The 23,884-nt window shown below is 73.4% G+C and carries 21 protein-coding genes and 1 pseudogene; 11 read left to right on the top strand and 11 right to left on the bottom strand.

Annotated features, from left to right (window positions below):
• A pseudogene (locus ACFYXS_RS36825) lies at nt 1-839 on the top strand (serine/threonine protein kinase); the annotation flags it as partial.
• A gap of 31 nt (nt 840-870) precedes the next feature.
• Here ACFYXS_RS36825 and ACFYXS_RS36830 read toward each other — a convergent pair.
• The gene (locus ACFYXS_RS36830) at nt 871-1,872 is read right to left on the bottom strand and encodes a hypothetical protein (protein WP_389256143.1); all 1,002 of its coding nucleotides are present in this window, start codon (nt 1,870-1,872) and stop codon (nt 871-873) included.
• A gap of 575 nt (nt 1,873-2,447) precedes the next feature.
• Between ACFYXS_RS36830 and ACFYXS_RS36835 the strand changes: the two genes are divergently transcribed.
• The 4 genes from ACFYXS_RS36835 to ACFYXS_RS36850 all read left to right on the top strand — a co-directional run bounded on the left by ACFYXS_RS36835 (nt 2,448) and on the right by ACFYXS_RS36850 (nt 5,965).
• Entirely contained in the window at nt 2,448-3,434 is a 987-nt protein-coding gene (locus ACFYXS_RS36835) for a helix-turn-helix transcriptional regulator (protein ID WP_389256144.1), read from the top strand.
• A gap of 7 nt (nt 3,435-3,441) precedes the next feature.
• Nucleotides 3,442-4,221: a GNAT family N-acetyltransferase gene (locus ACFYXS_RS36840; RefSeq protein WP_389256145.1), complete on the top strand. Its 780-nt coding sequence runs from the start codon at nt 3,442-3,444 to the stop codon at nt 4,219-4,221.
• Nucleotides 4,222-4,316: 95 nt separating this feature from the next.
• Nucleotides 4,317-5,039, top strand: a complete 723-nt coding sequence (locus tag ACFYXS_RS36845; protein WP_389256146.1) for a VWA domain-containing protein — start codon at nt 4,317-4,319, stop codon at nt 5,037-5,039.
• Entirely contained in the window at nt 5,036-5,965 is a 930-nt protein-coding gene (locus tag ACFYXS_RS36850) for a phosphotransferase family protein (RefSeq protein ID WP_389256147.1), read from the top strand. The genes ACFYXS_RS36845 and ACFYXS_RS36850 overlap by 4 nt, the downstream gene beginning before the upstream one ends.
• Nucleotides 5,966-5,985: 20 nt before the next feature.
• Here the strand turns inward: ACFYXS_RS36850 and ACFYXS_RS36855 are convergent, their stop codons facing one another.
• A complete protein-coding gene (locus ACFYXS_RS36855) occupies nt 5,986-7,626 on the bottom strand; it encodes an IucA/IucC family protein (RefSeq protein ID WP_389256148.1) in 1,641 nt (546 codons plus the stop codon).
• Nucleotides 7,627-7,662: 36 nt separating this feature from the next.
• On the opposite strand from ACFYXS_RS36855, the gene ACFYXS_RS36860 reads away from it, so the two are divergent.
• A complete protein-coding gene (locus ACFYXS_RS36860) occupies nt 7,663-9,300 on the top strand; it encodes an IucA/IucC family protein (RefSeq protein ID WP_389256149.1) in 1,638 nt (545 codons plus the stop codon).
• A gap of 54 nt (nt 9,301-9,354) precedes the next feature.
• On the opposite strand, the gene ACFYXS_RS36865 is transcribed toward ACFYXS_RS36860, so the two are convergent.
• From ACFYXS_RS36865 to ACFYXS_RS36875, 3 genes are all read right to left on the bottom strand, one after another.
• Nucleotides 9,355-10,308, bottom strand: coding sequence for a hypothetical protein (locus ACFYXS_RS36865; protein ID WP_360914053.1), 954 nt, complete (start codon nt 10,306-10,308; stop codon nt 9,355-9,357).
• Between the two features lie 107 nt (nt 10,309-10,415).
• Nucleotides 10,416-11,879: a dihydrolipoyl dehydrogenase family protein gene (locus ACFYXS_RS36870; RefSeq protein ID WP_389256150.1), complete on the bottom strand. Its 1,464-nt coding sequence runs from the start codon at nt 11,877-11,879 to the stop codon at nt 10,416-10,418.
• A gap of 184 nt (nt 11,880-12,063) precedes the next feature.
• A complete protein-coding gene (locus ACFYXS_RS36875; protein ID WP_389256151.1) occupies nt 12,064-14,562 on the bottom strand; it encodes a SpoIIE family protein phosphatase in 2,499 nt (832 codons plus the stop codon).
• 261 nt (nt 14,563-14,823) lie between these two features.
• Here ACFYXS_RS36875 and ACFYXS_RS36880 point away from each other — a divergent pair, with 261 nt between their 5' ends.
• Nucleotides 14,824-15,261, top strand: a complete 438-nt coding sequence (locus tag ACFYXS_RS36880; RefSeq protein ID WP_384282053.1) for an OsmC family protein — start codon at nt 14,824-14,826, stop codon at nt 15,259-15,261.
• A 115-nt stretch (nt 15,262-15,376) separates the two neighbouring features.
• Nucleotides 15,377-15,973, top strand: coding sequence for a TetR/AcrR family transcriptional regulator (locus ACFYXS_RS36885; RefSeq protein WP_389256152.1), 597 nt, complete (start codon nt 15,377-15,379; stop codon nt 15,971-15,973).
• A 24-nt stretch (nt 15,974-15,997) separates the two neighbouring features.
• Here ACFYXS_RS36885 and ACFYXS_RS36890 read toward each other — a convergent pair whose 3' ends face one another.
• Nucleotides 15,998-16,303 carry a GNAT family N-acetyltransferase gene (locus ACFYXS_RS36890; RefSeq protein WP_389256153.1) on the bottom strand — a complete coding sequence of 102 codons (306 nt, stop codon included), beginning with the start codon at nt 16,301-16,303 and terminating at the stop codon, nt 15,998-16,000.
• Nucleotides 16,300-16,569, bottom strand: a complete 270-nt coding sequence (locus tag ACFYXS_RS36895) for a DUF2630 family protein (protein WP_389256154.1) — start codon at nt 16,567-16,569, stop codon at nt 16,300-16,302. Before ACFYXS_RS36895 ends, ACFYXS_RS36890 begins: the two co-directional genes overlap by 4 nt.
• 201 nt (nt 16,570-16,770) lie before the next feature.
• On the opposite strand from ACFYXS_RS36895, the gene ACFYXS_RS36900 reads away from it, so the two are divergent.
• The 3 genes from ACFYXS_RS36900 (at nt 16,771) to ACFYXS_RS36910 (ending at nt 20,812) form a co-directional block, all read left to right on the top strand.
• The gene (locus ACFYXS_RS36900; protein ID WP_389256155.1) at nt 16,771-18,288 is read left to right on the top strand and encodes an MFS transporter; all 1,518 of its coding nucleotides are present in this window, start codon (nt 16,771-16,773) and stop codon (nt 18,286-18,288) included.
• A 254-nt stretch (nt 18,289-18,542) separates the two neighbouring features.
• Nucleotides 18,543-19,739, top strand: a complete 1,197-nt coding sequence (locus ACFYXS_RS36905; RefSeq protein WP_389256156.1) for a MarP family serine protease — start codon at nt 18,543-18,545, stop codon at nt 19,737-19,739.
• A gap of 164 nt (nt 19,740-19,903) precedes the next feature.
• Entirely contained in the window at nt 19,904-20,812 is a 909-nt protein-coding gene (locus ACFYXS_RS36910; protein ID WP_389256157.1) for a DMT family transporter, read from the top strand.
• Between the two features lie 51 nt (nt 20,813-20,863).
• On the opposite strand, the gene ACFYXS_RS36915 is transcribed toward ACFYXS_RS36910, so the two are convergent.
• The 4 genes from ACFYXS_RS36915 to ACFYXS_RS36930 form a co-directional block, all read right to left on the bottom strand.
• Entirely contained in the window at nt 20,864-21,940 is a 1,077-nt protein-coding gene (locus ACFYXS_RS36915; RefSeq protein ID WP_389256158.1) for a glycerophosphodiester phosphodiesterase family protein, read from the bottom strand.
• A 142-nt stretch (nt 21,941-22,082) separates the two neighbouring features.
• On the bottom strand, nt 22,083-22,715 hold the full coding sequence (locus ACFYXS_RS36920; protein ID WP_389256159.1) for an HAD family acid phosphatase: 633 nt from the start codon (nt 22,713-22,715) through the stop codon (nt 22,083-22,085).
• A 47-nt stretch (nt 22,716-22,762) separates the two neighbouring features.
• Complete coding sequence (locus ACFYXS_RS36925; RefSeq protein ID WP_389256160.1) at nt 22,763-23,029, bottom strand: DUF397 domain-containing protein; 267 nt, start codon at nt 23,027-23,029, stop codon at nt 22,763-22,765.
• Nucleotides 23,026-23,841 carry a helix-turn-helix domain-containing protein gene (locus ACFYXS_RS36930; RefSeq protein ID WP_389256161.1) on the bottom strand — a complete coding sequence of 272 codons (816 nt, stop codon included), beginning with the start codon at nt 23,839-23,841 and terminating at the stop codon, nt 23,026-23,028. The genes ACFYXS_RS36925 and ACFYXS_RS36930 overlap by 4 nt, the downstream gene beginning before the upstream one ends.
• Nucleotides 23,842-23,884: the final 43 nt, after the last annotated feature.

Raw genomic sequence — 23,884 nt, forward strand, 5'->3', positions numbered from 1 at the left:
TGGCGGGTCGTGCGGGTGCGCTGGCTCCGGTGATCGCGGGGTTGCTGGTGCGTGAGCCGGAGCGGCGGTTGTCGTCGCCGGAGGCGGAGCGGATGTTGCGGGCGGTGGCCGCCGAGACCACCACCGCCAACGTCCCCCGCGACGCCCTGACACGACCCACCGGCCCCGTGACCGCCCCGGTCCCCGTACCGCGTGCTCGCGGGCGCCGGGCGCCGCTGTGGGCCGCCGGTGGCGTCCTGGTGGCCGCCCTCGCAGGGGGCGGGTTCTACGCCGTCCCGCACTTCGCCGGTGCGCACCCCGCCACCGCGGGCTCGCCCCGACCGTCGTCCCCGCCCCCGTCGCCCCCGTCGGCGCCGCAGGGCACGCCGTCCCCCTCGTACAGCCCGCCTCCCGTCCCGGACGGCTACCACCTGGCCGAGGAGCCGGACCGCGGCTTCGCCATCCCCGTGCCGGACGGCTGGACGCGGCAGGTGAGCGATGCGGGCCGGCAGTTCGTGTACGTCGACCCGACGGGGCTGGTCGGGCTGCGCGTGGGCTCGCTGGACTTCGCCGGGCCCAGCCCGCTCCGGCATTTCGAGGACTTGGAGGCGCAGACGATCCCGAAGCTGGACGGCTACGGGCAACTGCGCATGCAGAGCACGCGATGGCGCGGACGGCCCGCCGCCATATGGGAGTTCACCTTCCAGGGCAAGGTACGTCCGTTCCGCGCGATCGACCTCGGATTCGGGCAGCCCGGGGAGCGGGAGTTCACGGTCTACCTCTCCGCCCCGGCCGACCGGTGGGCCTCGTGCCGAGCGGTCTTCGACCACGCGGTGGACGGGCTCCGACTCGACGACTGACGCGGCTGACGCCCATCCGGGCCCGCCGCTCTCAGGCCTCGGCGGGCTCGGACTCGACCTCGCGCCGTACGGGAACGCCGGGTTCGGGCGCCCCGGGCGCCTCCGCGGCGGGGAGGTCCGGCCGCCGATCGCGGCGGACGTCCCCGACGGTGAGGGCCACGACGGCCGCGGAGCCGACGAACTCCAGCAGGTGCTGGGACATGTCCACGAGGGAGGGCGACACCGTGTCGCCCGCGTAGGCACACAGATCGGTGAACGCCGACGGCATCATGAACAGCGACAGACCGGTGGAGCAGCCCGTCGCGATCGGCCGGCGCCGGGCGGCCAGCAGCATGCCGGCCCCGCACAGCACGGTCAGGCAGGCCCACTGGTACGGGGCGGACACGCCGAGGACCGCGCGCCCGGTCCCCCTGCCGACGAGCAGGTCGCCGAGCACGCCGGGGCCGACCTGGAAGGCCGTGACCGCGTTCCGGCCGATGTAGAAGACGTTGAGCACCGCCAGCAGCAGCCCGGAGGTGGCCGCCGTGACCTTCACGGGACGGATCCCGCCGCCGGATGCCGCGTCCGCGGCGGCGGCCTCGTACTCGATGTGCCGCGCCAGGAGCAGGAGCGCGCCGAGGACGAGGGCGACGACCACGGCGAGGGCGGCGCTGCCGCCGACGGCGGTCACCGAGGGGCCTGTGAGGGGGCCGAACCACGGGTCGGCGGGCGAGTCGAGGAGGAAGTACCAGACCGCGGGCAGGCGGAAGCCGAGTGTCACGGCGCAGGCGGTCACCAGGAGTCCGCCGGCGCCCCGGGTGCCCAGGAACGCGGCCGCCGCGGCGGCGAGTTGCAGTGCCGCCAGCCCCAGGTCGAGGGAGGACGTCGCCGACAGGCCGGGGGCGTGGCCGGTCGTCCACACCGTCCACGCACCCGGCAGGCCGCGCACGGCCAGGTCGTACAGGAGCCAGAAGGCCGTCTGGACGAACAACGCGAGGCTGAGCACGGCCATGACGACGCGCAATTGATGAATCGACACACCTGGCTGGTTCATGGCGCGCGCTGTCCTCTTCTCCGTCTTCCACGGCTTCCGCGTCAAACGGCGGTCGATGCGACGCGGACCCGATGACGGAGCAGATCATAAACCTGTTCTCATGCCGCGCAAGGACGGAACAAGGCGCGGGGGAAAGGAGCCTGACAAAGTATCAGGCATAAGGGACATGATTCGCCGGGATCGGCGCGCGTATTCCATTCCCGGCACGGATCTTCCATTCCGGACGGGATACCGGGCCGAGCGGAGCGGCCGGCCCTGTCCGGCTCGCATTCATGGGAGCCGGGTGCCGCCCTCGTCCTGCGGGAACGGCACTCTGGCACGGCCGTACTATTTTGTGGGGCGCGTGGTCGGTAATAATGCGGACGAGCGGCCTCACGGGCAATGGCGCCCGCCTGATGTGTCGGTTCCCCCGCGGGGCGAGGTCTCGAAGCCGGCAGCCGACCGCAATGGATCAAGGAATTGCATTCACGTCCGATGACTGAGTCACGCATGCCCCGCACAGGGGTGACAACCTTGTCGCGCGCGTCCGGGCGCGCTGTCGCCCCGGTGCCCGCGACGCGCGGCGGGCGGGTCGGGTGACCTCCGCGCAGAGTCCCGAGGGTGCGGTCCACTACCGGGCCGACATGGTCCTGACCGCCGAGGAGGCGCGGGTCTCCGAGCGGCACTTCATGAACTGGGAGCGCGGTCCGTTCTCCCACCTCATCCGCCTCGCCGTGCCGGACTTCGCCGTTCCCCGCGGTTTCCGCTTCGTCGCGAACGGCCACCTCATCGACGGGCTGCTGTCCGCGGAGGTGTACTGCGACACGCTGACGGGTGTGTCGGGGAACCATCTCGACCAGGATCCGATCGTCGCCGACCTGGTGACCTCGGGCTGGATCGAGTTCCTGGAGGGGAAGGAAAAGCACTCCGTCAAGCCGGGCCAGATATGCGTCCGCGACACGAAGGCGTCCTGGGAGTTCTCCTGCGCGCCGGCGACGACCGCGCACGTGATCTCCATCCCGCGGCACCTCGTGCTGCCGCACATCGGGTCACGCAGGGCCCTGGGGCGGGCCCACATAGCGGACGTCGACGTCCCCGAGGTCCGCTTCTTCGTCAATTTCCTGGAAGCGATCAAGAAGAGCGGCAGCGAACTGGAGGGGTCGGTCGCCGCGCGGAACATGGCCCGGGACGCCTGCGCGACGCTCTTCTCGCACATCATCTCGGAGCGCCCCGGTTCGGCGCTCAGTGATCATCCCCGGGCCGTGGTGGTGGCCGCCAGGAGCGTCATAGAAGAGAATCTCGAAAGCGGCGACCTGTCCCCGCCGATGGTCGCCAGGAGCGTCGGGGTGTCCCTGCGCACCCTGCACCGGTGCTTCTCCGCGTCCGACGACTCGGTCATGGCGTTCGCCCGGCGGCGGCGTCTGCAGAAGGCGCACGACGAACTCGTGACGCTGGGCAGCGCGGCCGGGATGTCCGAGATCGCGGCGCGCTGGCACTTCTCGGACGCGAGTCACTTCATCCGGCACTTCAAAGCGGCCTACGGGGCCACGCCCGCCGCCTACGTGAGAGAGCGAAGGAAGTAAGTCCCCCATGACGACCCGAGAGCACGACCCGCTGCAGCCGATCGCGTCCGCGTATGCCGACCTTCTGGAGAACCTGGCGTCCCTGGTCACCGGGCGCACCCGCAGGGGTCCGCGCGGTGCGGTGCTGGCCGTCACCGGGGCGCCGGTCGCCTCACTGAACGGCATCGTCGTTCCCGCCCTGGAGCCGGATCCGGACGAGATAGCCGAGTTGGCGGCCTCCGAACCCTGGGACCTTCCGTGGAGCATCCACGTCCGCGGGGTGCCGGGACCCGGCGTCACGGAAGTGGCGGCACGGCACGGACTGATCGCGTTCCACCGCTCACCGCTCATGGTCCGGCACCCCGGTCAGGGAATGCCGGAGGAGCGGGCGGTCGGGGCGCTGAAGGTACGGGCGATCGACGTCGGTGAGTTCGGCCGGTATGCCGCGATCATGGCGGAGGGCTTCGAGGTGCCGTCCGAGGTGTTCCGGACGTTCGCCGATCCGGCCCTGGACCGCATGGACGGTGCCACGTTCGTCCTGGCCGAGGTGGACGGTGTCCCGGTGGGGACGGGGATGGCGGTCGTGACCGGTGACCTGACCGGGATCTTCAACATCTCCACGCTGCCGGCCCACCGGCGCCGGGGGTACGGCGCGGCTGTCACCGCGGAGCTGGTCCGGGCCGGTTACGCCGCCGGCGCCACCACCGCCTTCCTCTACGCCAGTGAGATGGGCGAACCCGTCTACGCGGCGGCCGGCTTCCGCACCGAGGAACACCTGACGACGATCTCGGCTCCCTCACCGGCGTGACGAGCGCGTCCCGTTCCGCCCGCCGCGGTGTTGCCTACTGTGGGACGTGGCGGGGCGGCCCGGGTGGGTGGCCGCCGGGCGGAAGGGGCGCGGGGATGGGCATCGGACTGGAGAAGGTGGAGGCCGCGGCGCCGGGGCTGGTGGGGCTCTACAAGGGCGCGCGGGTGTCGCTGGAGAAGGCCGGGGTCGCGGGGGAACGGGCGGCGGTCTACCTGGTGCTTGACCGGTCCGGGAGTATGCGGCGGCACTACCGGGAGGGGACGGTGCAGCGGCTGGCCGAGCAGGTGCTGGGACTGGCGGCGCACCTGGACGACGACGGGGTCGTGCCCGTCGTGTTCTTCTCCACGGAGGTCGACGGCATCGCGGAACTCGGGCTGGAGGACTACGCGGGCCGCGTGAACGCGCTGCACGAGGGCTACGGCCGCATGGGGCGCACCAACTACCACCTGGCCATGCGGGCGGTGATCGACCACTACGAGGCGTCGGGCGCGCGGCGGCCCGCGCTGGTGGTGTTCCAGACGGACGGGGGCCCGTCGTCGCGGACGGCGGCGGAGCGCCTGCTGTGCGAGGCGGCGCGGCTGCCGCTGTTCTGGCAGTTCGTGGGCTTCGGGGAGCCGGCGAGCAAGGAGTTCGACTTCCTGCGCAAGCTCGACGAACTGCCCGTGCCGGGCCGGCGGCCGGTGGACAACGCCGGTTTCTGGGCGGCGGGCGCGGAGCCGGGCGCCGTACCGGAGGGGACGCTGTACGAGGCGCTGGTGGCCGAGTTCCCCCAGTGGCTGGCGGCGGCGCGCGCGGCCGGGATCGTCGCGGGCCGATGACCTCGGACGGGGAGTGGTCGGCGACCCGGGGCTGGGTGGACGGCCGGCTGGGCGGCGGCGAGCGTGTGATGGCCGCCGAGCGGCTGCGCGGGGGCTGGACCTCGCAGATGCGTCTGCTGCGCACGACGGCCGAACGGCACCTGGTACTGCGGTCGTTCGTCACGCCCTTCTACCGGCGGCACGCCGAGGGCCTGCTGAACCGGGAGGCGGCCGTGCTGACCCTGCTCGCCGGGGAGGAGGGTGTGCCGGCGGCCCGGCTGGTGGCCGTGGACGCGACGGCGCGGCACTGCGACGACCCCTCGCTGCTGATGACCCGGCTGCCCGGCACCGTCCGCCTGGACGAGCGGGGCGCGGCACGGCGCGCGGACCTGCTGGCACGCCAACTGGCGGCCGTCCACGCCGTACGACCGCCGGAGCCCGGCCGGCCGCGCCCGTACCAGGCGTGGACCTCCCCGGAGCGGGTGCGTGTCCCGGAGGGGACGCGGGCGCCGTGGGTGTGGGACCGGGCCGTGGAGGTGATCCGCGGCGAACCCCCCTCGTACGAGGGGTGCTTCCTGCACCGGGACTTCCATCCGGGGAACGTGCTCTTCGCGGACGGCGCCGTCAGCGGCGTCGTGGACTGGGTGGAGACGTCCTGGGGACCGGCCGACCTGGACGTGGCGCACTGCGCGACCGCGCTCGCGCTGCTGCACGGCCCGCGGGAGGGCATGGCCTTCGCCGACCGCTACGCCGCGGCAGGCGGCAGACCGCTCGCGGACGGCCCCGCGCACCTGTACTGGCGGCTGCTGGACGCGCTGGCCTTCGCGCCCGACGCCGAGAAGGTCGCGGTGCCGTGGCGGGAGCTCGGGCGGACCGACCTGACGCCCGGGCTGCTGGCGCGGCGGCTGGAGGCGTACGTGGAGGCGGTTCTCGAACGGTACGCGTGATCCGCCCCGCCCGGTGCGGATCAGCGCAGGGGGTTGGGGAGGCGGGCCCACCGGTCGCCGGGTGCGGACGGCTGGAGGCGCATCAAGGTCAGGGCCTTGACGGGCAGTTCGCGGGCGAACAGGGCCGCGCGGTCGGTGCGGGTGTCGGGGGTGTCCGGGAGGGCGTCGCAGGCGCGTACGGCCTCGGCCGCGACGGCGGCCCACAGGCGGGCCTCGGTGGCGCGGTGCGCCTCGCCGAGCGCCGAGACCAGGCCGCCGAGGGTGGTGGCGACCAGGGACCCGTACACCTTCGCGTGCAGGACGGCCGGGTCGTCGCTCAGCCCGCGGCCCAGGGACGGTGTAGCGAAGCCGTTGCGGGCCAGCCGGGCCGGGCTGATGCGTACGTCGGCCAGGTCGCGGTAGACCAGCCGCAGCGGCCGGGCCTCCCGGTCCAGCACGACCAGCAGGTTCTGGCCGTGCGCCTCCAGGGCGACGCCCCAGGACAGCAGCCGCAGCACCGGCGGCAGGGCGAGCCGCGCGAACGCGGTCAGCCAGGCGGCGCCGTCCTGACCGGGGTCGGCCGCGGACAGCAGGGAGCGGAGGAGCGGCGGGCCGCCGTCCGCGGGGCGGCCGATGAGCGCGGCCACCGGCAGCACGGTCTCGCCCGCGGCGGGGTCGGCGAAGGCCTCCGGGGACTCCCGTACCAGCGCGGCCAGGTCGGGGCTCGCGGTGCCGTCGAGCACCGCCGAGGCCGCCGCCAGGTTGCGCGTCACGCGCAGCGGGCCGCCGTCCAGCCGGCGGGTCAGCCCGTCCAGCAGCTCCGACAGCCGGGCGCTGTCCGCCACCGACTGGGCCGAGATGTCGCGCACCGCGGAGGTCATCCGCATGCTCAGCGCCGTCTTCAGGTGCGGGCCGCCGTCGAGCGGCGCGAAGGTGCGCACGGACATCAGCGGCCGCGCGGCGATCGCCGCGGTGGTGTGCGGGCGCACCCCGAGGCCCGGCAGGACGTGCCGGGTCTGCCAGGGGTGCACGGGCAGCAGCAGCCGGTCGCCGTCCCGTAGCCGGTCCGGCCAGTCGCCCGACACCAGGGCGCCGTCGGCGGGTACGGCGACGAGGTCGAGGGCCACGACGGGCCGGTGCTCGGGGCCGTAGGCCAGTTGCTCGGCCGGCGAGAAGCCGGGGCGGCTGCGGCAGCAGGGGTGGTAGGGGTGCCCGTCGACCACGCCCTGCTCGAGGCCGGTCAAGGTGGTGTCGGGGCCGTCGGCTCGGGGCGCGCCCGCCCGCGAGAGGGCCAACGAGGCGACGCTGTCCGCCAGTTCCTCCCGCAGCGGCCCGGAACCGGGCAGGCCCAGCGCCTCCAGCAGGGCCACCGGGTGGTCGAACGGGCGGCCGTCCAGGCGCAGGACCAACTCCTCCTGCGCGAGACCGAGATCGTGCGGCAGGCGGTCCGGCCCGGTCAGTGACCGGCCGTCGTCCAGGCGGACCCGCCCCGGCCCTTCGACGGTCAGGCCCGGCAGCGGTTCCAGCAGCAGGGCGCGCCACAGGCGGCCGAGTACGGCCGCGCGGGCACCGGGCAACGAGGCGGCCCAGGCGTCGGCCAGGCCGGGACGCAGGGCGGTCAGCCCGGCGGCGAACGCCGCCTCCGTGGGGCGCCGCGTCGCGGTCGTCGAATCGGGGTGCATGATGGGTCCCTAGCCTACGCAGGAGGACGCCGCACCGTGGAACGAGCAGCGGGAGCACCGGCGGGGACCGGTCGCCGGGCCGACGAACTGGCCGCCACGGCCCTGCTGAACTGCCTCGTCCGCGAAGTCGCGGAACCTGCCGGGCCTGCCGGGCCTGCCGGGTCCGCCGGGTCCGCCGGGCGTGACGTCCTGCGGCTCCCCGCGACGGACCGGCTCCTGCGGGTGCGCCCCGGCCGCCACCCCTCCGGCCCCGAACTGCTCGGCCCGGACGGCGACTGGCACCCCCTGACGTTCGACGGGCTCGTCGACCTCACCGCCGGGGAACTGACCGCCCGCACCGGCACGGCCAACGCCACGCTGCCGGCGGAGATCCGCGACAGCCGCGACGTGCTGGCCGCGCTGCTGGCCGCCCGCGAGGACGCGCCACCGCCCGCCGATCCGTACCTGCGCTCCGAGCAGGCGCTCGTCGCCGGGCACCGGTACCACCCCGCGCCCAAGGCCCGCGGCGGCGGCGCCCCGGCGAGCTGGCTGCCGTACGCGCCCGAGGCGCACACCGCCTTCCCGCTGACGCTGCTCGCCGTGCGCGCCGACCTGCTGGCGGGGGAGGGCGACACCTCCGCGATCGACCGCCTCCACGACGACGTGCCCGACGGCTACCGGCTGCTGCCCGCCCACCCTTGGCAGCTGGAACTCCTCGGCGATCTGCCGGCCCTGCACGACGGGCGCCTGCTGCGGCTCGGCCGCACGACCGTCCCCGCCGTGCCGACGGCGTCGCTCCGCACGGTGTACCTGCCGGACGCCGACCTCTTCCTCAAGTTCAGCCTGGACGTGCGGATCACCAACGACATCCGCCGGCTGTGGCGGCACGACCTGCGCTGGCTCGACCCGGTGGACCAGGTGCTGCGGACCGTCACCGGCGCCGAGATCCTCTCCGACCGCGGCCACCGCACCGCCGACCTCGGCGGCCGGGACGCGTACGAGGCACTGGCGGTCCTGGTCCGCGACGGCCTCGGCGGACACGTCCGGCCCGGCCTCACCCCGCTGCTGGCGGCGGCGGTCGCCGAGGGCGGCTTCGACGGCGACCCCCTGGCGGCCGCGCGCCGCGACGAACGCACCGCCCTCGCCTGGTGGCAGGCCTACCTGGACAGCGTCGTGCCGCCCGTGCTCGCGGCCTGGTTCGGGCACGGCGTGGTGCTGGAGGCCCACCTGCAGAACGTCGTCATCGCGGTGGACGGCGACGGCCTGCCCGCACAGGCGGTCTTCCGCGACCACGAGGGCGTCAAGCTCGACGAGGAACGCCACCGCGAACTGCTGCGCCGCCACGCGCGCGGCGACGAGCCGACGCCCGGTGTGAGCCCGGCCTACGGCTGGGAGCGGCTGGTCTACTGCCTGGTCACCAACAACCTGCTGGAGATCGCCGGAGCCGTCGCCGGCGGCCGCCCCGCACTCGCCCCCGCGCTGTGGGCCCGCGCCCGCGCCCTCCTCGCCGACTGGGCCCGCGCGCACGGCGACCCGGCCCCGGTGCGGGAGCTGCTCAGCGCGCCGCACATCCCGGCGAAGACCAACCTCCTGCTGCGCTGGACGGCCGCGGACGGCGCCGCCGCGCGCTACGTGCCGCTGGCCAACCCCCTGCTGCCCGAGAACGCGGTCGTGCCGGGCGCTTTTACGCGCTGACCGCCGGAACCCTCGGGGCGAAGCACCTCCGGGGTCCCGGCCCGCTCGCGGGGTTCAGCGCTCCTCGCCGGCCTGGTCGGGGACCAGGCGCTCCAGGACGTTCTGGAACTCCTCGCCGACGGTGATGAGCAGCCCGTCGCCGTCCTTCTCGCTGAGCTGGGTGAGGACGCCGTCGCGCCACCAGTACACGTAGGGGCTGATCGGCCCGACCGCCTCCTCGTGGCCGGCGGCCGCGAAGCCCGCCATGCCGTTGAGGGCCGGGATGACCGCGCTGTCCCGGATGGCGTGGAAGGCCAGCTGGTGACGGAACGGCATGGCGACGAGCGCGCCGTCGTCGGTCAGCGGCGCTCCGGTGACGCGCTCGACGAGCTCATCGAGGGCGAGGACCCGGGCGGCGGTGAAGAAGGAGTCGCCCACGACGACGTCGAAGCGCACATCGGCGTGGCGGACGACCTCGTGCCGCTCGACGGGGAGGTCGCGGAGGTTGAGCAGGGCCCGGCCGCGCAGTTCCCGGATGTCGCCCAGCGGCGCCAGCGCGTGGTCGGCGAGCGTCATGACGCTCTCGGGGAGGTCGAGCGCGAGCACTTCCAGCAGCCCGGGGGCGGCGATCCGGGCGTACCGGAAGGTCTCGGGGTCGATCATGTCCGGGGTGACCAGTCGGGGGTAGAGCCGCTCGCGGATCTCCTCGGGCGGCATCGTCTCCAGCGGGGACGGGCCGTCGAGGGTCCGCAGCACGGCGCCGACGTGCTCCCGGGCCAGCTGCGGCCACACCCGCGGGCCGCGCCGGTCGTTGTGGCACAGCGCCGCCAGGTTGCCGGTGCCGAACTTGCGGCCGGAGCTGTCGGTCACCAGGTCCGCGAACACGGTGACCTCCAGGCCGAGTTCGGCGAAGGCCTCACGCACATGGGCGCGAAAGCGCGCGCCCTCGTCCACGGAGAAGAAGGCGTACTCGGGGTCGCGAGGCGCGTCCCGCTGGTCGCGCTTCGGCCCGCGCCGGAAAATCCCCACCTCTGCAGCTCCCTGGACCTGGACTCGACGGGCAGGGCGCGATCCTATCGGCCGGTCGCGCCTTCCCGATGGCGAAGCCGTCCTCCGCGCGGAGGACGGGGGCGGGTCTACTGGTCCCGGTAGGCCTCCAGCAGGCGCAGCCAGATCTCGCTGACCGTCGGGAACGACGGAACGGCGTGCCACAGCCGCTCCACGGGCACCTGGCCGGCGACCGCGATGGTGGCCGAGTGCAGCAGCTCGCCCACGCCCGGCCCGACGAAGGTGACACCGATCAGGTGGCCCCGGTCGAGGTCCACGACGGCGCGGGCGTGGCCGCGGTAGTGCTCGGCGTGCAGGTAGGCGCCGGCGACGTTGCCGATCTCGTAGTCGACGACCTTGACGCGGCGGCCCGCGCGCTCGGCCTCCTCGGCGGTGACGCCGACCGCGGCGGCCTCGGGCTCGCTGAAGACCACCTGGGGGACGGCCTCGTGGTCGGCGGTGGCCGCGTGCGCGCCCCAGGGGGCGGTGTCGAGCGGCTCACCCTTGGCGCGGGCGGCGATGGCCGCGCCGGCGATCCGGGCCTGGTACTTGCCCTGGTGGGTGAGGAGGGCGCGGTGGTTGGTGTCGCCCGCGCAGTACAGCCAGCCGCCGTCGACGCCGCGGACCTGGCAGGTGTCGTCCACCTCCAGCCAGGAGCCGGGGGTCAGGCCGACCGTCTCCAGGCCGAGGTCGTCGGTGTGCGGCACGCGGCCGGTGGCGCAGAGGATCTCGTCGGCGGTGAGTTCGGAGCCGTCGGTCAGCGTCGCGGTCACCGGTCCGGAGTCCCCGTCGCGCCGTACGGCGGTGACGGACAGCCCGGTCCGCAGGTCGACGCCGGCCGTCCGCAGCCCCTCCGCGACGAGCTCCCGGGCGAAGGGCTCCCAGCGCGGCAGCACGTCGGAGCCGCGGACCAGCACGGTCACCTGCGAGCCGAGCGACTGCCAGGCGGTCGCCATCTCCACCGCCACGACGCCGCCGCCGACCACCAGCAGACGCCCCGGCACCTCCTGGGCGCTGGTCGCCTCGCGGCTGGTCCAGGGGCGCACCTCGGCGATGCCGGGCAGGTCGGGCAGGAGCGCGCGCGTGCCGGTGCACACCGCGACCGCGTGGCGGGCGGTCAGCACCCGCTCGCCGCCCTCGGGGGTCCGTACGACGACACGGCGCGGCCCGTCCAGCCGGCCGAGGCCGCGCACCAGGTCCACGTTGACCGACTCCAGCCAGCTGACCTGCCCGTCGTCCTTCCAGCCCGCGGTGGACCAGTCGCGCCGGGCCAGTACGGCGGCCGTGTCCAGCCGCCCGCCGGCGGCCTCGCGCGCGCCGGGGACCGCGCGGGCGGCGTCCAGGGCGGCCTGCGGGCGCAGCAGGGCCTTGCTGGGGATGCACGCCCAGTACGAGCACTCACCGCCCACGAGTTCGGCCTCGACGATCACGGTGCTCAGCCCGGCCGCCTGGGTGCGGTCGGCGACGTTCTCGCCGGTCGGTCCCGCTCCGATGACGATGACGTCGTAGGTGTCCGTGCTGCTGTCTGCGCTGGTCCGCGCCGCGGTGGTCATGGTCCCACCGTAGGCAACACCGGGCCGTCGCACAGCCGGAACGGGCAGCATCGTGCGGCATGGGGTAGGGGCGGCCCCGCGCGGTCCCGCGGCGCCGCCCCGCCGTGACGGGTGCTTTCCCGCCGCACGGAGGGCCCCACGGCCGGTCGGCCGGGCCGCCGCGGCCGGCTGCGCCGTACGGGCGTCACGCGGGCAGTTGCTGCTCGGTCCAGATGACCTTGCCCTGCTCGGTGTAGCGGGTGCCCCACCGGCGGCAGAGCTGGGCGACCATGAAGATGCCGCGGCCGCCCTCGTCGGTGGTGGCGGCGCGGCGCAGCCGGGGGGAGGTGCCGCTGGCGTCGGCGACCTCGAAGGTGAGCGCCCGGTCGCGCACCAGCCGCGCCTGGACCGGCCCCTGGGCGTGCCGGATGGCGTTGGTGATCAGCTCACTGGCGATCAGCTCGGTGGTGAAGGCGAGTTCGTCCAGGTCCCAGGCGCGCAGCCGGCGGGTGATCGCACGGCGCAGCGCGGAGACGGCGGCCGGGTCGTCCGGCACGTCCCAGCAGGCGACCTGCCCGCCGTCGAGGGCGCGGGTACGCGCCACCAGCAGCACGATGTCGTCGGCCGAGGGCACCGGGCGCAGCGCGGACTCCACGGCCGCGCACAGCTCCTCCGGCGTCCCGTCCCTGGGCGCGGTGGCCAGCGCCCGGCCGAGTCTGCGCATGCCGGCCTCGGGGTCGAGGTTCCGGCCCTCGATGAGGCCGTCGGTGTAGAGGACCAGGCCGGTGCCCTCGGGGAGCTCGAACTCGGTGGCCTCGAAGGGCTCTTGCCCGAGGCCGAGCGGCGGTCCCGCGGGCAGTTCGGGGAAACGCACGTCGCCGTCGGGGCCGAGCAGCGCGGGCGGCAGATGCCCGGCGCGGGCGAGCTGGCAGCGCCGGGCGACCGGGTCGTACACCACGTACAGGCAGGTCGCGCCGGACAGTCCGGTGTGCGCGCCGCCCTCCTCGTCGAGCCGCACGGCCAGGTCGTCCAGGCGGCCGAGCAGTTCGTCCGGGGGCAGGTCCAGGGCCGAGAAGTTGTGGACGGCGGTACGCAACCGGCCCATCGCGGCCGCGGCGTGGATGCCGTGGCCGACGACGTCGCCGACGACGAGGGCGACCCGCGCGCCGGAGAGCGGGATGACGTCGAACCAGTCGCCGCCGACGCGGCCCGGGGCGGGCAGGTAGCGGTGGGCGACGTCCACGGCGTGCTGTGCGGGCAGGCCGTGCGGGAGCAGGCTGCGCTGGAGTTCCAGGGCGAGGTGGTGCTCGCGGGTGAACAGCCGGGCGTTGTCGACGCAGACGGCCGCGCGGGCGGCCAGTTCGCGGGCGAGGGTGAGGTCGTCCTCCGCGAAGGGCGCGCTGTCCGCGGCCCGGTGGAAGGTGGCCACCCCGAGCGGGGTGTCGCGGGCGCGCAGCGGCACGGCGATGAGCGCGTCCCCGGCCCGCACCGGGCCGTCGCCGGCCAGCGCGCGCGCCTGCGGTCCGTCCGGCGCGGCCGGGACGGGTTCCGCGGGCGGGGCGGCCACGGCTGGCGGTCCCGTCGCGCCCGTCCCGGCGTCGGCCACGCGGCACAGGACCGGTGCGGCGCTGTCGGCGGCGTCCGGGGTGCCGCCCCGGACGACGGGGGCGAGGAGGTCCACGGTGGCCCGGTCGGCGAAGCGCGGGACGGCGGCCTCGCACAGTTCCGCGGCGGTGCGGACGACGTCGAGGGTGGTGCCGATGCGCAGGGCGGCGTCGCTGAGCAGTTCCAGCCGCAGCCGGGCGGCGACGGCGAGCCGGCCGACCCCCGCCTCGCCGACCAGCAGCGGCCGGCGCACGGCCCGCGGTCCTGCGTCGTCGGGAAGGGTCACCTCGACCACCGCGCCCACCGCGAGCGGCCGGCACAGCAGCACGGCGGTGCGCCCCCGGGAGAGCGGCAGTTCGACGGCGTCCCGCCGTCCGGCGGCGATGAGACCGGTGGCGGTCTCGGCGAGGGCCGCCTCGTCGCCGGTGGTGAGTCCGGCCGGGGGACCGACGGGCTGGATGCGGCCGTCGCCGTCGAGCCGCAGCGAGACCGGGCTCCGGTTGTTGCGTTCGGCTGCCAAGTACGAGTGCAGCATGGCGCGTTCGCGGCGGCCGGAGTCCTCCAGCAGCCGTTGCTCGATGGCCAGGGCGGAGCCGCGGGCGAGTTGCGGCATCAGGGGATGGGCCTCGTCCTGGAGGCTGGTGAGGTCCAGCACCCCCTCGATCCGGCCGCTGACGGGGTGCCGCAGGGGCACGCCGAAGCAGGTGAAGCGGCGCAGGGCGGCGCAGTAGTGCTCCTCGCCGCTGACCCGGACCGGGCGCCGGGCGGCGAGCGCGGTGCCGATGCCGTTGGTACCGGCGCCGAGTTCGTGGTAGCCGAAGCCGGGGGCGAGGCCGACGTCGTCGAGGGCGGGCAGCAGCGGCGGCCGGGCGGCCCTGCGGTCCAGTACGAGCCCGCTGCCGTCGGTGAGGAGGACGGCCGTGCCGGACCCGGCGAGGGCGTCGGCGAGCCGGTCGAGGACCGGCCGGGCGGCCCTGGCGAGCGGGCCGGCGAGGTCGATGTCCCGGGTGTACGGGACATCGAGTCGTTCGGGGTCGAGGCCGGCGGCCTGGCAGCGTTCCCATGACGCGAGGATCGGCACCCGTACGGATTCCTCCACCTGGCTCACTCCTTGACGTCCGCGTCCTCTTGCCGAACGTAGGACCGGCGGCGACCGGCCGGGGGCGGGACCGTGAAATCCCTGCGTACAGCCACTCTTGTGGGTGACGGTCCGTTTGACAGGGGCAACACGCCCGCGGAACGGCCGGGGATCACGTCGCGAAGCGGCGGCCGGTGGTGGAGACTTGGACGCGCCGCAGGCCGGTGCCCCGGAACGCCGTACGTGCCGGGCGGACCGAGCCACGAACCGGAAGGATCCACCATGACCACGCCCAGCGAGACGACGCGCGTCGCCCACACCGTGTGGGACGGCTCCCTCATCGAGGGCAGTGGGGTCGTCACCCTCGACTCCTCCGGGATCGGCGAGTACCCGGTCACGTGGGTCGCCCGCTCGCAGGAGCCGGGCGGGAAGACCAGCCCGGAGGAGCTCATCGCCGCCGCGCACTCCAGCTGCTTCTCGATGGCCCTGTCCGCCGGCCTGTCCCGGGCCAAGACCCCGCCGACGCAGCTGCGTACGCAGGCCGACGTCACCTTCAAGCCCGGCACCGGCATCACCGGCATCCACCTGACCGTGGTCGGCGAGGTCCCCGGCCTGGACGAGGCCGAGTTCATCAAGGCGGCCGAGGACGCCAAGGCGAACTGCCCGGTGAGCCAGGCGCTCGCGGGCACCGCGATCACCCTCACCGCGTCCCTGGCCTGAACACCCGCCCGGACGTTCCCCACCGCCCATCGAAACGTTTCGGTTTCGGTGGGCGGTGCCATATTGTCGTTGGATACGAAACCGTTTCGCAGGGGACGAGAGACGGAGAGTCGAGATGACCACGGACGCGAGCGTCCCGGCGCGGCGCACCCGCCTGACGCCCGAGCGGGAGCAGGAGCTCTACGAGGCGGTGATCGAACTGCTCCGTGAGGTCGGCTACGAGGCGCTGACCATGGACGCGGTCGCCTCCCGCACCCGGTCCAGCAAGGCCACCCTCTACCGGCAGTGGAAGAGCAAGCCGGAGCTGGTGGTCACCGCGCTGCGCTGCACCAAGCCCGCGCACGCACCGGTCGACACCGGTTCCCTCGACGGCGATCTGCACGCGATGGCCGCCGGGTTCGGCGACGGCTCCGAGGTGGACACCTCGCTGATCAGAGGGCTGTCGCACGCCTCCGCCACCAGTCCCGACCTCGCCGAGGCGATGCGCGAGCACCTCATCGACCCCGAGCTGGCCGGGCTGCGGCAGTTGCTGACCCGGGCCGCCGACCGCGGCGAGATCCCCCAGGACAACCCGGCGGCCGACTTCATGCCGCACATGATGCTGGGCGCCGTCATCACCCGGCGCCTGCTGGAGGACGTGGAGGTCGACGCGGCGTTCATGCACCGCTACATCGACGCGGTCGTGCTGCCGGCCCTGGGCTTCCGCCGCTGATCCGGCGGGCCGCGGCGGCCGGCCTCAGTCGCTGACGACGCTGCGGGGCGTGTACTCCAGGTCCTGGTAGTCCGGGTGGTGGGCGATCCAGCCCGCGATGAAGGGGCACGCCGCCAGTACGCTCTGCCCGCGCTCCCGGGCCTCGTCCAGCGCCTGCCGGGCGAGCGCGGAGCCCACGCCGCGGCCCTCGAACTCCGGGTCCACCTCGGTGTGCAGGAAGGCGATCATCTCGGGCGTGCGGATGTACGCCGAGAATCCGGCCAGTTTCCCTTCCATGTGCGCCTCGTAGCGGCGGGTCCCCGGGGAGTCGGTGATCGTCGGGGTGCTCACGACTGGTAGCCCTCCACCGTGCCGGAGGGCCGCACGCGGGCCTGGCCCGGGTCCTCCCCGATCTCGGTCTTGGCGCGGCGCTGGCGCAACAGGTCCCAGCACTGGTCGAGTTCGCGCTCCAGTACTTCGAGCCGGTCCCGCTCGGTCTCGCCGTCGATGCTTCCCGCGGCGAGCAGTTCGCGCAGCGTCCGCTCGTCGGAGACCATCGCGCTGATCCGTTGCAGTATCGCCTGTTCCGGGCGATCTCCCGTGTGCTGGTCGGCCACGGCACGCACCTCCTCGTTCGCTCGGCACCCACTCTAGGCAGCGTGTCGCGGCCGTGCGATCGAAACTCTTGCGTTTCGATGGGTCGGGGCCTAGGCTCTAAGCGTACGAAACGGTTTCGTATCGATCGTACCTCGTGACCGCCTGCCCACGCCTGCCCACGCCTGTCCAACGCCTCTTCCGAACGACGGGAGCACGTCCCCATGTCCCAGAGCACCGCCGAGCCCCGCGCCGGCGTCGCCGCACCCCCCGTCGAGGGGGCGGGCCACGACCACGACGGCCACGCCAGGCGCTGGTGGGTCCTGGCCGTCATCGGTGTCGCCCAGCTGATGGTCGTGCTGGACGCGACCATCGTGAACATCGCCCTGCCCTCCGCCCAGGCCGACCTCGGCTTCACCGACGGCAACCGGCAGTGGATCGTCACCGCGTACGCCCTCGCCTTCGGCAGCCTGCTGCTGCTCGGCGGCCGGATCGCCGACCTCTTCGGCCGCAAGACCGCCTTCCTCGTCGGGGTCGTCGGCTTCGCGGCGGCCTCCGCGCTCGGCGGCGCGGCAGGCAGCTTCGAGATGCTGGTCACCGCCCGCGCCCTGCAGGGCGGATTCGGCGCCCTGCTGGCGCCCGCCGCGCTGTCGCTGCTGACGACGACCTTCACCGAGCCCAAGGAACGCGCCCGCGCCTTCGGCATCTACGGCGCCATCGCCGGATCGGGCGCGGCCGTCGGCCTGCTGCTCGGCGGCGTCCTCACCGAGTACCTGAACTGGCGCTGGACCCTGTACGTCAACCTGGCCTTCGCCGTCGTCGCCTTCCTCGGCGGCATGGCCCTGCTGCAGCGTGCCCGCCGCCGTCCCGGCGCCTCCATCGACCTGCCCGGCACGCTGCTGGTCACCACCGGTCTGTTCGCCCTGGTCTACGGCTTCTCCAACGCCGAGAGCCACGACTGGAGCTCCCCGCAGACCTGGGGCTACCTGGTCGCCGGCGGGCTGCTGCTGACCGCCTTCACCTGGTGGCAGACCCGGGCCGCGCACCCGCTGCTGCCGCTGCGCGTGCTGCTCGACCGCAACCGCGGCGCGTCCTTCGCCGCCTCGCTGGTCTCCAGCGCCGGCATGTTCGCGGTCTTCCTCTTCCTGACCTACTACCTGCGGCTCACCCTCGGCTTCTCCGCGGTCAGGACCGGCCTGGCCTTCCTGCCGCTGGTCGCCGCGCTGATGGTGGGCGCCCAGGTCGCCACCGTCGTGCTGGTGCCCCGCATCGGCCCCAAGCCGGTGGTCCCGGTGGGCTTCGGCCTGGCCGCCGCCGGTCTGGTCTGGCTGACCGGGCTCGGCCTGCACAGCGGCTACGCCACCGAGGTCCTGCCGCCCCTGCTGGTGATCGGTCTCGGTATGGGCCTGATCTTCCCGCCCGCCATGAACCTGGCCACCACCGGCGTCGGCGCCGAGGACGCGGGCGTCGCGTCCGCCGCCGTCAACGCCATGCAGCAGATCGGCGGCTCGATCGGCACCGCCCTGCTCAACACCCTCGCCACGAGCGCCGCCACGGAGTACATCGCCGGCAAGGACCCGGCCGACCCGCTGGTGAAGGCGAACGCCGCGCTGGAGAGCTACTCGACCGCCTACTGGTGGGCGGCGGCCTTCTTCGCGGCCGGCCTGGTGATCAGCTTCCTGCTCTACCGGCGCGGGGCGCCGCGGCAGGACGCCGGCGCGGCACCCGTCGTGCACATGTGACGTCGCGCGCCGCTGTGCCGCGGGACCTCCCCTGAGCGGTGGGACGGTCCCGTGCGCGCCCACCCGTGGGGACGGGGTACGGCGCGATGAACGGCCCGGTGACGGCCTCCGTAGAACATCTGCGGGGGCCGGAACCGGGCCGTTCGTATGGCTTTTCGGGCAGAGAGTGCGTGCGGTGCGACACAAAAGGGAACCGATGGTCGGTTAATGTGCGTTTTTACGGGTCCATACGGTTTCGGGGAAAGGCCTCTCGGTTGAACCTGCTCGACCTGCTGCTGCTCGTGCTGACGGTCGCCTACGCGGTCGCCGGTTACCGGCGCGGACTGGTCGCGGGCACCATCTCGCTCGCGGGCTTCCTCGGTGGCGCCGTGATCGGCGTGTGGCTGCTGCCGTACGTGCTCCAGTACGTGGAGCCGGGCACCCCCCGCGCCACGCTCGTCGCCCTGCTCACCGTCCTCATCCCGGCGGCCGCGGGCCACGCCGTCGCCTCCGGGGTCGCCTGGAAGGTGCGCACCGGACTGGACTGGGGGCCGCTGCGCTGGCTCGACGGCGTCGGCGGGGCCGCGGCGAACGCGGTGGCGGTGCTGCTGGTCGCCTGGGTCGCCGCGAGCGTCCTGGTGACCGCCTCCTCCAGCGTGCTCGCCCAGTCCATCCGCGGCTCCGCGGTGCTCGGCGCGGTCCAGGACACCATGCCGCGGCAGGCGCCCAGCTGGTTCAGCAGTGCGTCCAGCGCCCTGGCCCAGGCGGGCTTCCCGCAGGTCTTCAACCCCTTCGAGTCCGAGCCCGTCAACGGGGTGCCCGCGCCGTCCGGCGACAGCGTCACCGGCGCCGCCTCGCGGGCCGCCGCCCGCAGCACGGTGAAGATCGAGGGCATCGCCTTCGTGGACGGCCGCCGCCAGGGCCAGGAGGGCACCGGCTTCGTCTACGCCGACGAGCACGTCATGACCAACGCCCACGTCGTCGCGGGCGTCGACAGCCCCGCCGTCCAGATCGGCGGCGCCGGGCGCGCGTACCGGGCCACGGTCGTGCTCTTCGACCCGGGCAAGGACGTCGCGGTCCTCAACGTGCCCGGGCTGCGCGCCCCCACCCTGGACTTCACCGACGCCGCCGAGCGCGGCGACGGCGCGGTCGTGGCCGGATACCCCGAGGACGGCGGCCTGGACCTGCGGGCGGCGACCGTGGCCGGCCGCATCCGCGCCACCGGCCAGGACATCTACGGGGACGGCATCGTCACCCGCGACATCTACCAGGTGCGCTCGGTCGTGCGCCCCGGCAACTCCGGCGGCCCGTTGCTGGACACCACGGGCCAGGTCTACGGCGTCGTCTTCGCCCGCTCGACCACGGACTCCACCACGGGCTACGTCCTCACCGCCGACGAGGTCCGCGACGACGCGCGGCGCGCCGCGGCCGCCACGCAGGCCGTGGACACGGGCAGCCGCGCGGCCCTGTGAGCCCGGGCGGTGCCCGCGCTGTCGACGTTAGACTGACCCTTTGACCGGAGATTCCCGATCTGTCATGGATGGCGACGGTTCGTGAGCTCCGGGGGCCGTGGGCGTACACGGCCCCGTGCCGGACCAGGTCGAACCAGCGGAGGCACGGAAGTGGTGCAGCCGACATGATCCTGTCGGTCCTCTTCGCCGTGATCGCGGCGTGCAGCAACGCGCTCGGGACGGTGCTGCAGCGGAAGGCGGTACTGAAGGTCCCCGCCTCCACCTCGCTGCGCCTCGGGCTCATGCGCGATCTGCTGCGCACCCCGGTCTGGCTGGCCGGCATCCTCGCGGTCATCGGCGCCGCGGTCTTCCAGGCACTCGCCCTCGGCACCGGCTCCCTGGCCACCGTGCAGCCGGTCTTCATCCTCGAACTGCCGCTGGCCCTGGTGATCGGCGGGGCCGTCTTCCACGTCGACCTCTCGCACAAGGCGTGGCTCTGCGTCGGGTGCATCGCCGTGGGCCTGGGCGTCTTCCTGTTCTCACTGGCGCCCACCGGAGGACGCGAACAGGTGCCGGGGATCTGGTGGGTGCCGACGCTGCTCATCGTCGGCGGGCTCGGCGCGGCGCTGGTGGTGGCCGGGCTGCGACGGCCCCTCGGGCTGACCCGCGCGGCCTGCCTCGGCGCGGCGGCGGCCGTGGGCAACGCGCTGACGGCCGCGCTGATCAAGTCGTCCATGGACATCCTGGGCCACCAGGGCATCGCGGCCTGGTTGCTGTCCTGGCAGACCTACGCCTTCGCCGCCACGGGCGGCTTCTCCCTCTTCCTGCTCGGCACCGCCATGCAGGGCGGCCCGCTCATCGCCTCCCAGCCCGCCCTGACCCTCTGCGACGCCGTGGTGGGCTTCGCCCTCGGGGTCGTCCTGTACGGGGAGCAGCCGCGGACCGGACTGTGGCTGGTGCCCGCGGTGCTGGGCTTCGCCGCGCTCACCTACGGCGTCTTCGCGCTCTCCCGCACGCAGTGCCTGTACAAGTGCGTCCACCCCGAGGAGAACGCGCCGGTGGCCGAGGGGCAGCCCGCCGGGTCGCCCATGTGAACGCCGTACGCCCCCGGGACCGCGCGGTCCCGGGGGCGTACGCACGGTGCGTCAGTGACGGGGCGCCTTGTAGGCGCGGGGCAGGCGCATGCCGCGCTCGGCCATGATGTCGCGGACCCGGTTCGGGTAGTCCGTGATGATGCCGTCGATGTTCATGTCCAGCAGCGCCTTGATGGTGGCGGGGTCGTCACAGGTCCAAGGGATGACCCGCAGGCCGAGCCAGTGGGCGTCGTCCACCATCTTCTTGTTGACGTAGAACGTGAAGTTCGGGTCGGCGACGGTGCCGTTCTGCGGCAGGCCGTACACCGGCGAGAGCGCCGTGACGCCGGGGATGGCCGCGGCGGCCTTCACGAAGTCGCCGTCGTAGTCGTCCGCGTCGATGCCGCCGAGCCACGGGGAGGCGCCGGGCTTGCCGACCTGGAGGAAGTCGAAGTTGGTGAGCGCCACCAGCGGGTACTTCGGCGCGAGCTTGTGCATCTCGTTCAGCGCGCCCCAGTCGAAGGACTGGATGGTGACCTGATTCTCGATGCCCGAGCGGTGGATCTCCTCGAAGACACGGTGCACGAACAGCTCGCGCGGCGCGGTCTGGGTCGGGGCCCCGGCCTCCACCTTGGTCTCGATGTTGAGCGTGACCTTGTTGGCCCGGTAGCTCTTGACCAGGTTCAGGACGTCCTTGAGCTCCACCATGCGGAAGCCCTTGACCTGCTCCTGCTCGGGGAAACCGGGCAGCTGCTGGTAGCCGCAGTCCATGGTCTTGATCTGCGCCAGGGTCAGGTCCTTGATGTACTTCCCGACGTACGGGTACATCGGGTCGCCCGGCGTCACCGGCGCGGTGTCCTTGCACTTCTGGGCGCTGATCTGCCGGTCGTGGTTGACCACGACCTTCTCGTCCTTGGTGACGTGCGTGTCCAGCTCCAGGGTGCTCACCCCGAGGCGCAGCGCCTTGCCGAAGCCCTCCAGCGACTCCTCGGTGGTCATGCCGAGGCCGCCGCGGTGGGCCTGGAGGTCGAAGTGGTTCTTCTGCGACGGAACGTGGTGGTGATGGTGGTCCGTGGCCGCCTGGGCGGTCGCGGGGACCGCCAGCGCGGGCACGACCGCCAGAGCGGCGACTGCATGGCGGAGGGACATTTATACCTCGTCTACTTCAGGCGAACCGGACGTCGCGAAGGTAGGACGCAGGTAAAGCGCTCACCAAGCATCGGTATGAGGGCATGGTGAACGCCCGGGGAACGGTCGCTCCCCGGGCGTCGGCCGGAAGGCGGGGCCTTCCTCAGTCCAGCGCGCCGTCGTAGTCCGGCAGCTTGAACGTCCGCTCGGCGTGACCGCCCACCAGGTCGGTGGTGTTGTTGCCGATGTTCGCGATGATCGTGTAGCCGCGCTTCTCGATCGCGGCGCGCTGCGCCGTCTTGTACGCGCCGACCTCGGCGAAGAGATCCGGGATCGAGCGGCCGTACAGGCCCGCGACCGGGTACCCCTCGTGGTCGAGGTTGTAGTACGTGGCCGGGTAGATGAAGTCCGGCCGCGCCGTGACGAAGAAGATGTCCACGCCGCGGGCGTCCGCGTAGCGGGCCAGGTCCCGGGTCGGCGCGACGGCCTGCGGGAACCACCAGTCGAAGTAGGTCTCCAGCGACGTGTTGTCGATGTCCAGCACGATCGCGAGCTTCTCGCCGGTGGAGTTCGCCGTGCGGTCCTGCACATAGGTGTGCGCCTGGTCGATGACCGCGCGGACGTCCCGCTGCCAGGTGTCGTAGTCGACGGACGCGGCGGCTTTCGTGGTCGCCGCGGGCACGGGCGCCTCGACGGCATGCGCGGACGCGGGGAGCGCGAGGCCGGTCATCCCGGCGGCCACGATCGCCACGGTGACGGCGGCGCGTCTGAAGCTGAAGGGCTCGAGGGTTGTCATGCTCCCGTACACTCGCCTGCCCGGGTGAGCGGCGGCCGACGTGGTGATTACCGGTTGGTAACTATCCCCTCGGCGGCGCTACTTGCGGCGAACGGGACGAACGCGGCCCAAGCCTCCGGTGCGAACGTCAGCGTGGGGCCGCTCCGGTCCTTGGAGTCCCGCACGTGTACGGCGGCCGGGCAGGCCGCGACCTCGACGCACTCGCCGCCGTCGTCGCCGCTGTACGTCGACGTGCGCCAGCCGAGGGCGACTTCGATGCACTGGCCGCCGTCGTTGCTGCTGTAGCTGGATTTGAACCACACGAGTGTGTTCACAGCTCGCCCGCAATCTGCTCGATCAGCTTCGCTGATTCCTCTGGCCTGAGGGCCTGCGATCGGATCATGCCATAGCGCTGCTGGAGCAGACTGACCCTTTCGGGGTCGTCGGTGAGCAGACCGCCCAGTTGCCCTTCGGCGTAGGCGAGCCGACGGCGCTCAGGATTCTCGAGAACCGTGAAGGCGCCCGCGAATCCGGCATGTTCCTCAAGCCTGGCCGGCATGACCTGGATGTGGACATTCCGCCGTTCACCTGCGGCGATCAAGCGCTCGAGCTGCCCCCTCATCACGACGCTCCCGCCGACGGGCCGGCGGAGGATCGACTCCTCCAGGACGAAGGAGAGCATGCACGTGGGCTTCCGGGTGAGCAGTGACTGCCGGGCGAGGCGGTCCTCGGTCCAGCGGTCGATCTCCTCCTGGTCGAGAGTCGGACAGCGGCAGTCGAAGATCGCGCGGATGTATGCCTCGGTCTGCAACAGGCCGTTGATCATGTGGGTGTCGTACACGTCGAGACACGTTGCCCGCGCCTCCTCGTCCGCGTACTCGCCGTACCCCGCGGGCAGCTTCTCGCGGGACAGGTGCGGCGCCACCGCCCGCAAGGCCCCGGCGGAGCCGAGCAGTTCCTCCGCCTTGTCGATGAACGCCTTGCTCGCGAGGCGTTCGCCGGACTCGATCTTGACGGCCAGGGACTTCGAGTAACCCGTGTGCGCGGCCAGTGCGTCGAGGGTGACCCCCCTGCCCTCGCGGAGGGCCTTGAGGAGGTCGCCGAAGATCGCCATGCTCACGGAGCGCTTGTCATTGGACACCGTCACGTCAACCCCCGTCTGTGAAGCGACAGTCACTCTGGGTAACGGT

It is taken from the genome of Streptomyces sp. NPDC002574 (assembly GCF_042889545.1).
In the GTDB taxonomy this organism is placed as follows: Bacteria; Actinomycetota; Actinomycetes; order Streptomycetales; family Streptomycetaceae; genus Actinacidiphila.

Bases quoted from the DNA above. Each gene is read 5' to 3' on its own strand.
- ACFYXS_RS36830 (WP_389256143.1), bottom strand. From the start codon at position 1,872: ATGAACCAGCCAGGTGTGTCGATTCATCAATTGCGCGTCGTCATGGCC.
- ACFYXS_RS36840 (WP_389256145.1), top strand. From the start codon at position 3,442: ATGACGACCCGAGAGCACGACCCGCTGCAGCCGATCGCGTCCGCGTAT.
- ACFYXS_RS36845 (WP_389256146.1), top strand. From the start codon at position 4,317: ATGGGCATCGGACTGGAGAAGGTGGAGGCCGCGGCGCCGGGGCTGGTG.
- ACFYXS_RS36850 (WP_389256147.1), top strand. From the start codon at position 5,036: ATGACCTCGGACGGGGAGTGGTCGGCGACCCGGGGCTGGGTGGACGGC.
- ACFYXS_RS36855 (WP_389256148.1), bottom strand. From the start codon at position 7,626: ATGCACCCCGATTCGACGACCGCGACGCGGCGCCCCACGGAGGCGGCG.
- ACFYXS_RS36870 (WP_389256150.1), bottom strand. From the start codon at position 11,879: ATGACCACCGCGGCGCGGACCAGCGCAGACAGCAGCACGGACACCTAC.
- ACFYXS_RS36880 (WP_384282053.1), top strand. From the start codon at position 14,824: ATGACCACGCCCAGCGAGACGACGCGCGTCGCCCACACCGTGTGGGAC.
- ACFYXS_RS36885 (WP_389256152.1), top strand. From the start codon at position 15,377: ATGACCACGGACGCGAGCGTCCCGGCGCGGCGCACCCGCCTGACGCCC.
- ACFYXS_RS36900 (WP_389256155.1), top strand. From the start codon at position 16,771: ATGTCCCAGAGCACCGCCGAGCCCCGCGCCGGCGTCGCCGCACCCCCC.
- ACFYXS_RS36910 (WP_389256157.1), top strand. From the start codon at position 19,904: ATGATCCTGTCGGTCCTCTTCGCCGTGATCGCGGCGTGCAGCAACGCG.
- ACFYXS_RS36915 (WP_389256158.1), bottom strand. From the start codon at position 21,940: ATGTCCCTCCGCCATGCAGTCGCCGCTCTGGCGGTCGTGCCCGCGCTG.
- ACFYXS_RS36920 (WP_389256159.1), bottom strand. From the start codon at position 22,715: ATGACAACCCTCGAGCCCTTCAGCTTCAGACGCGCCGCCGTCACCGTG.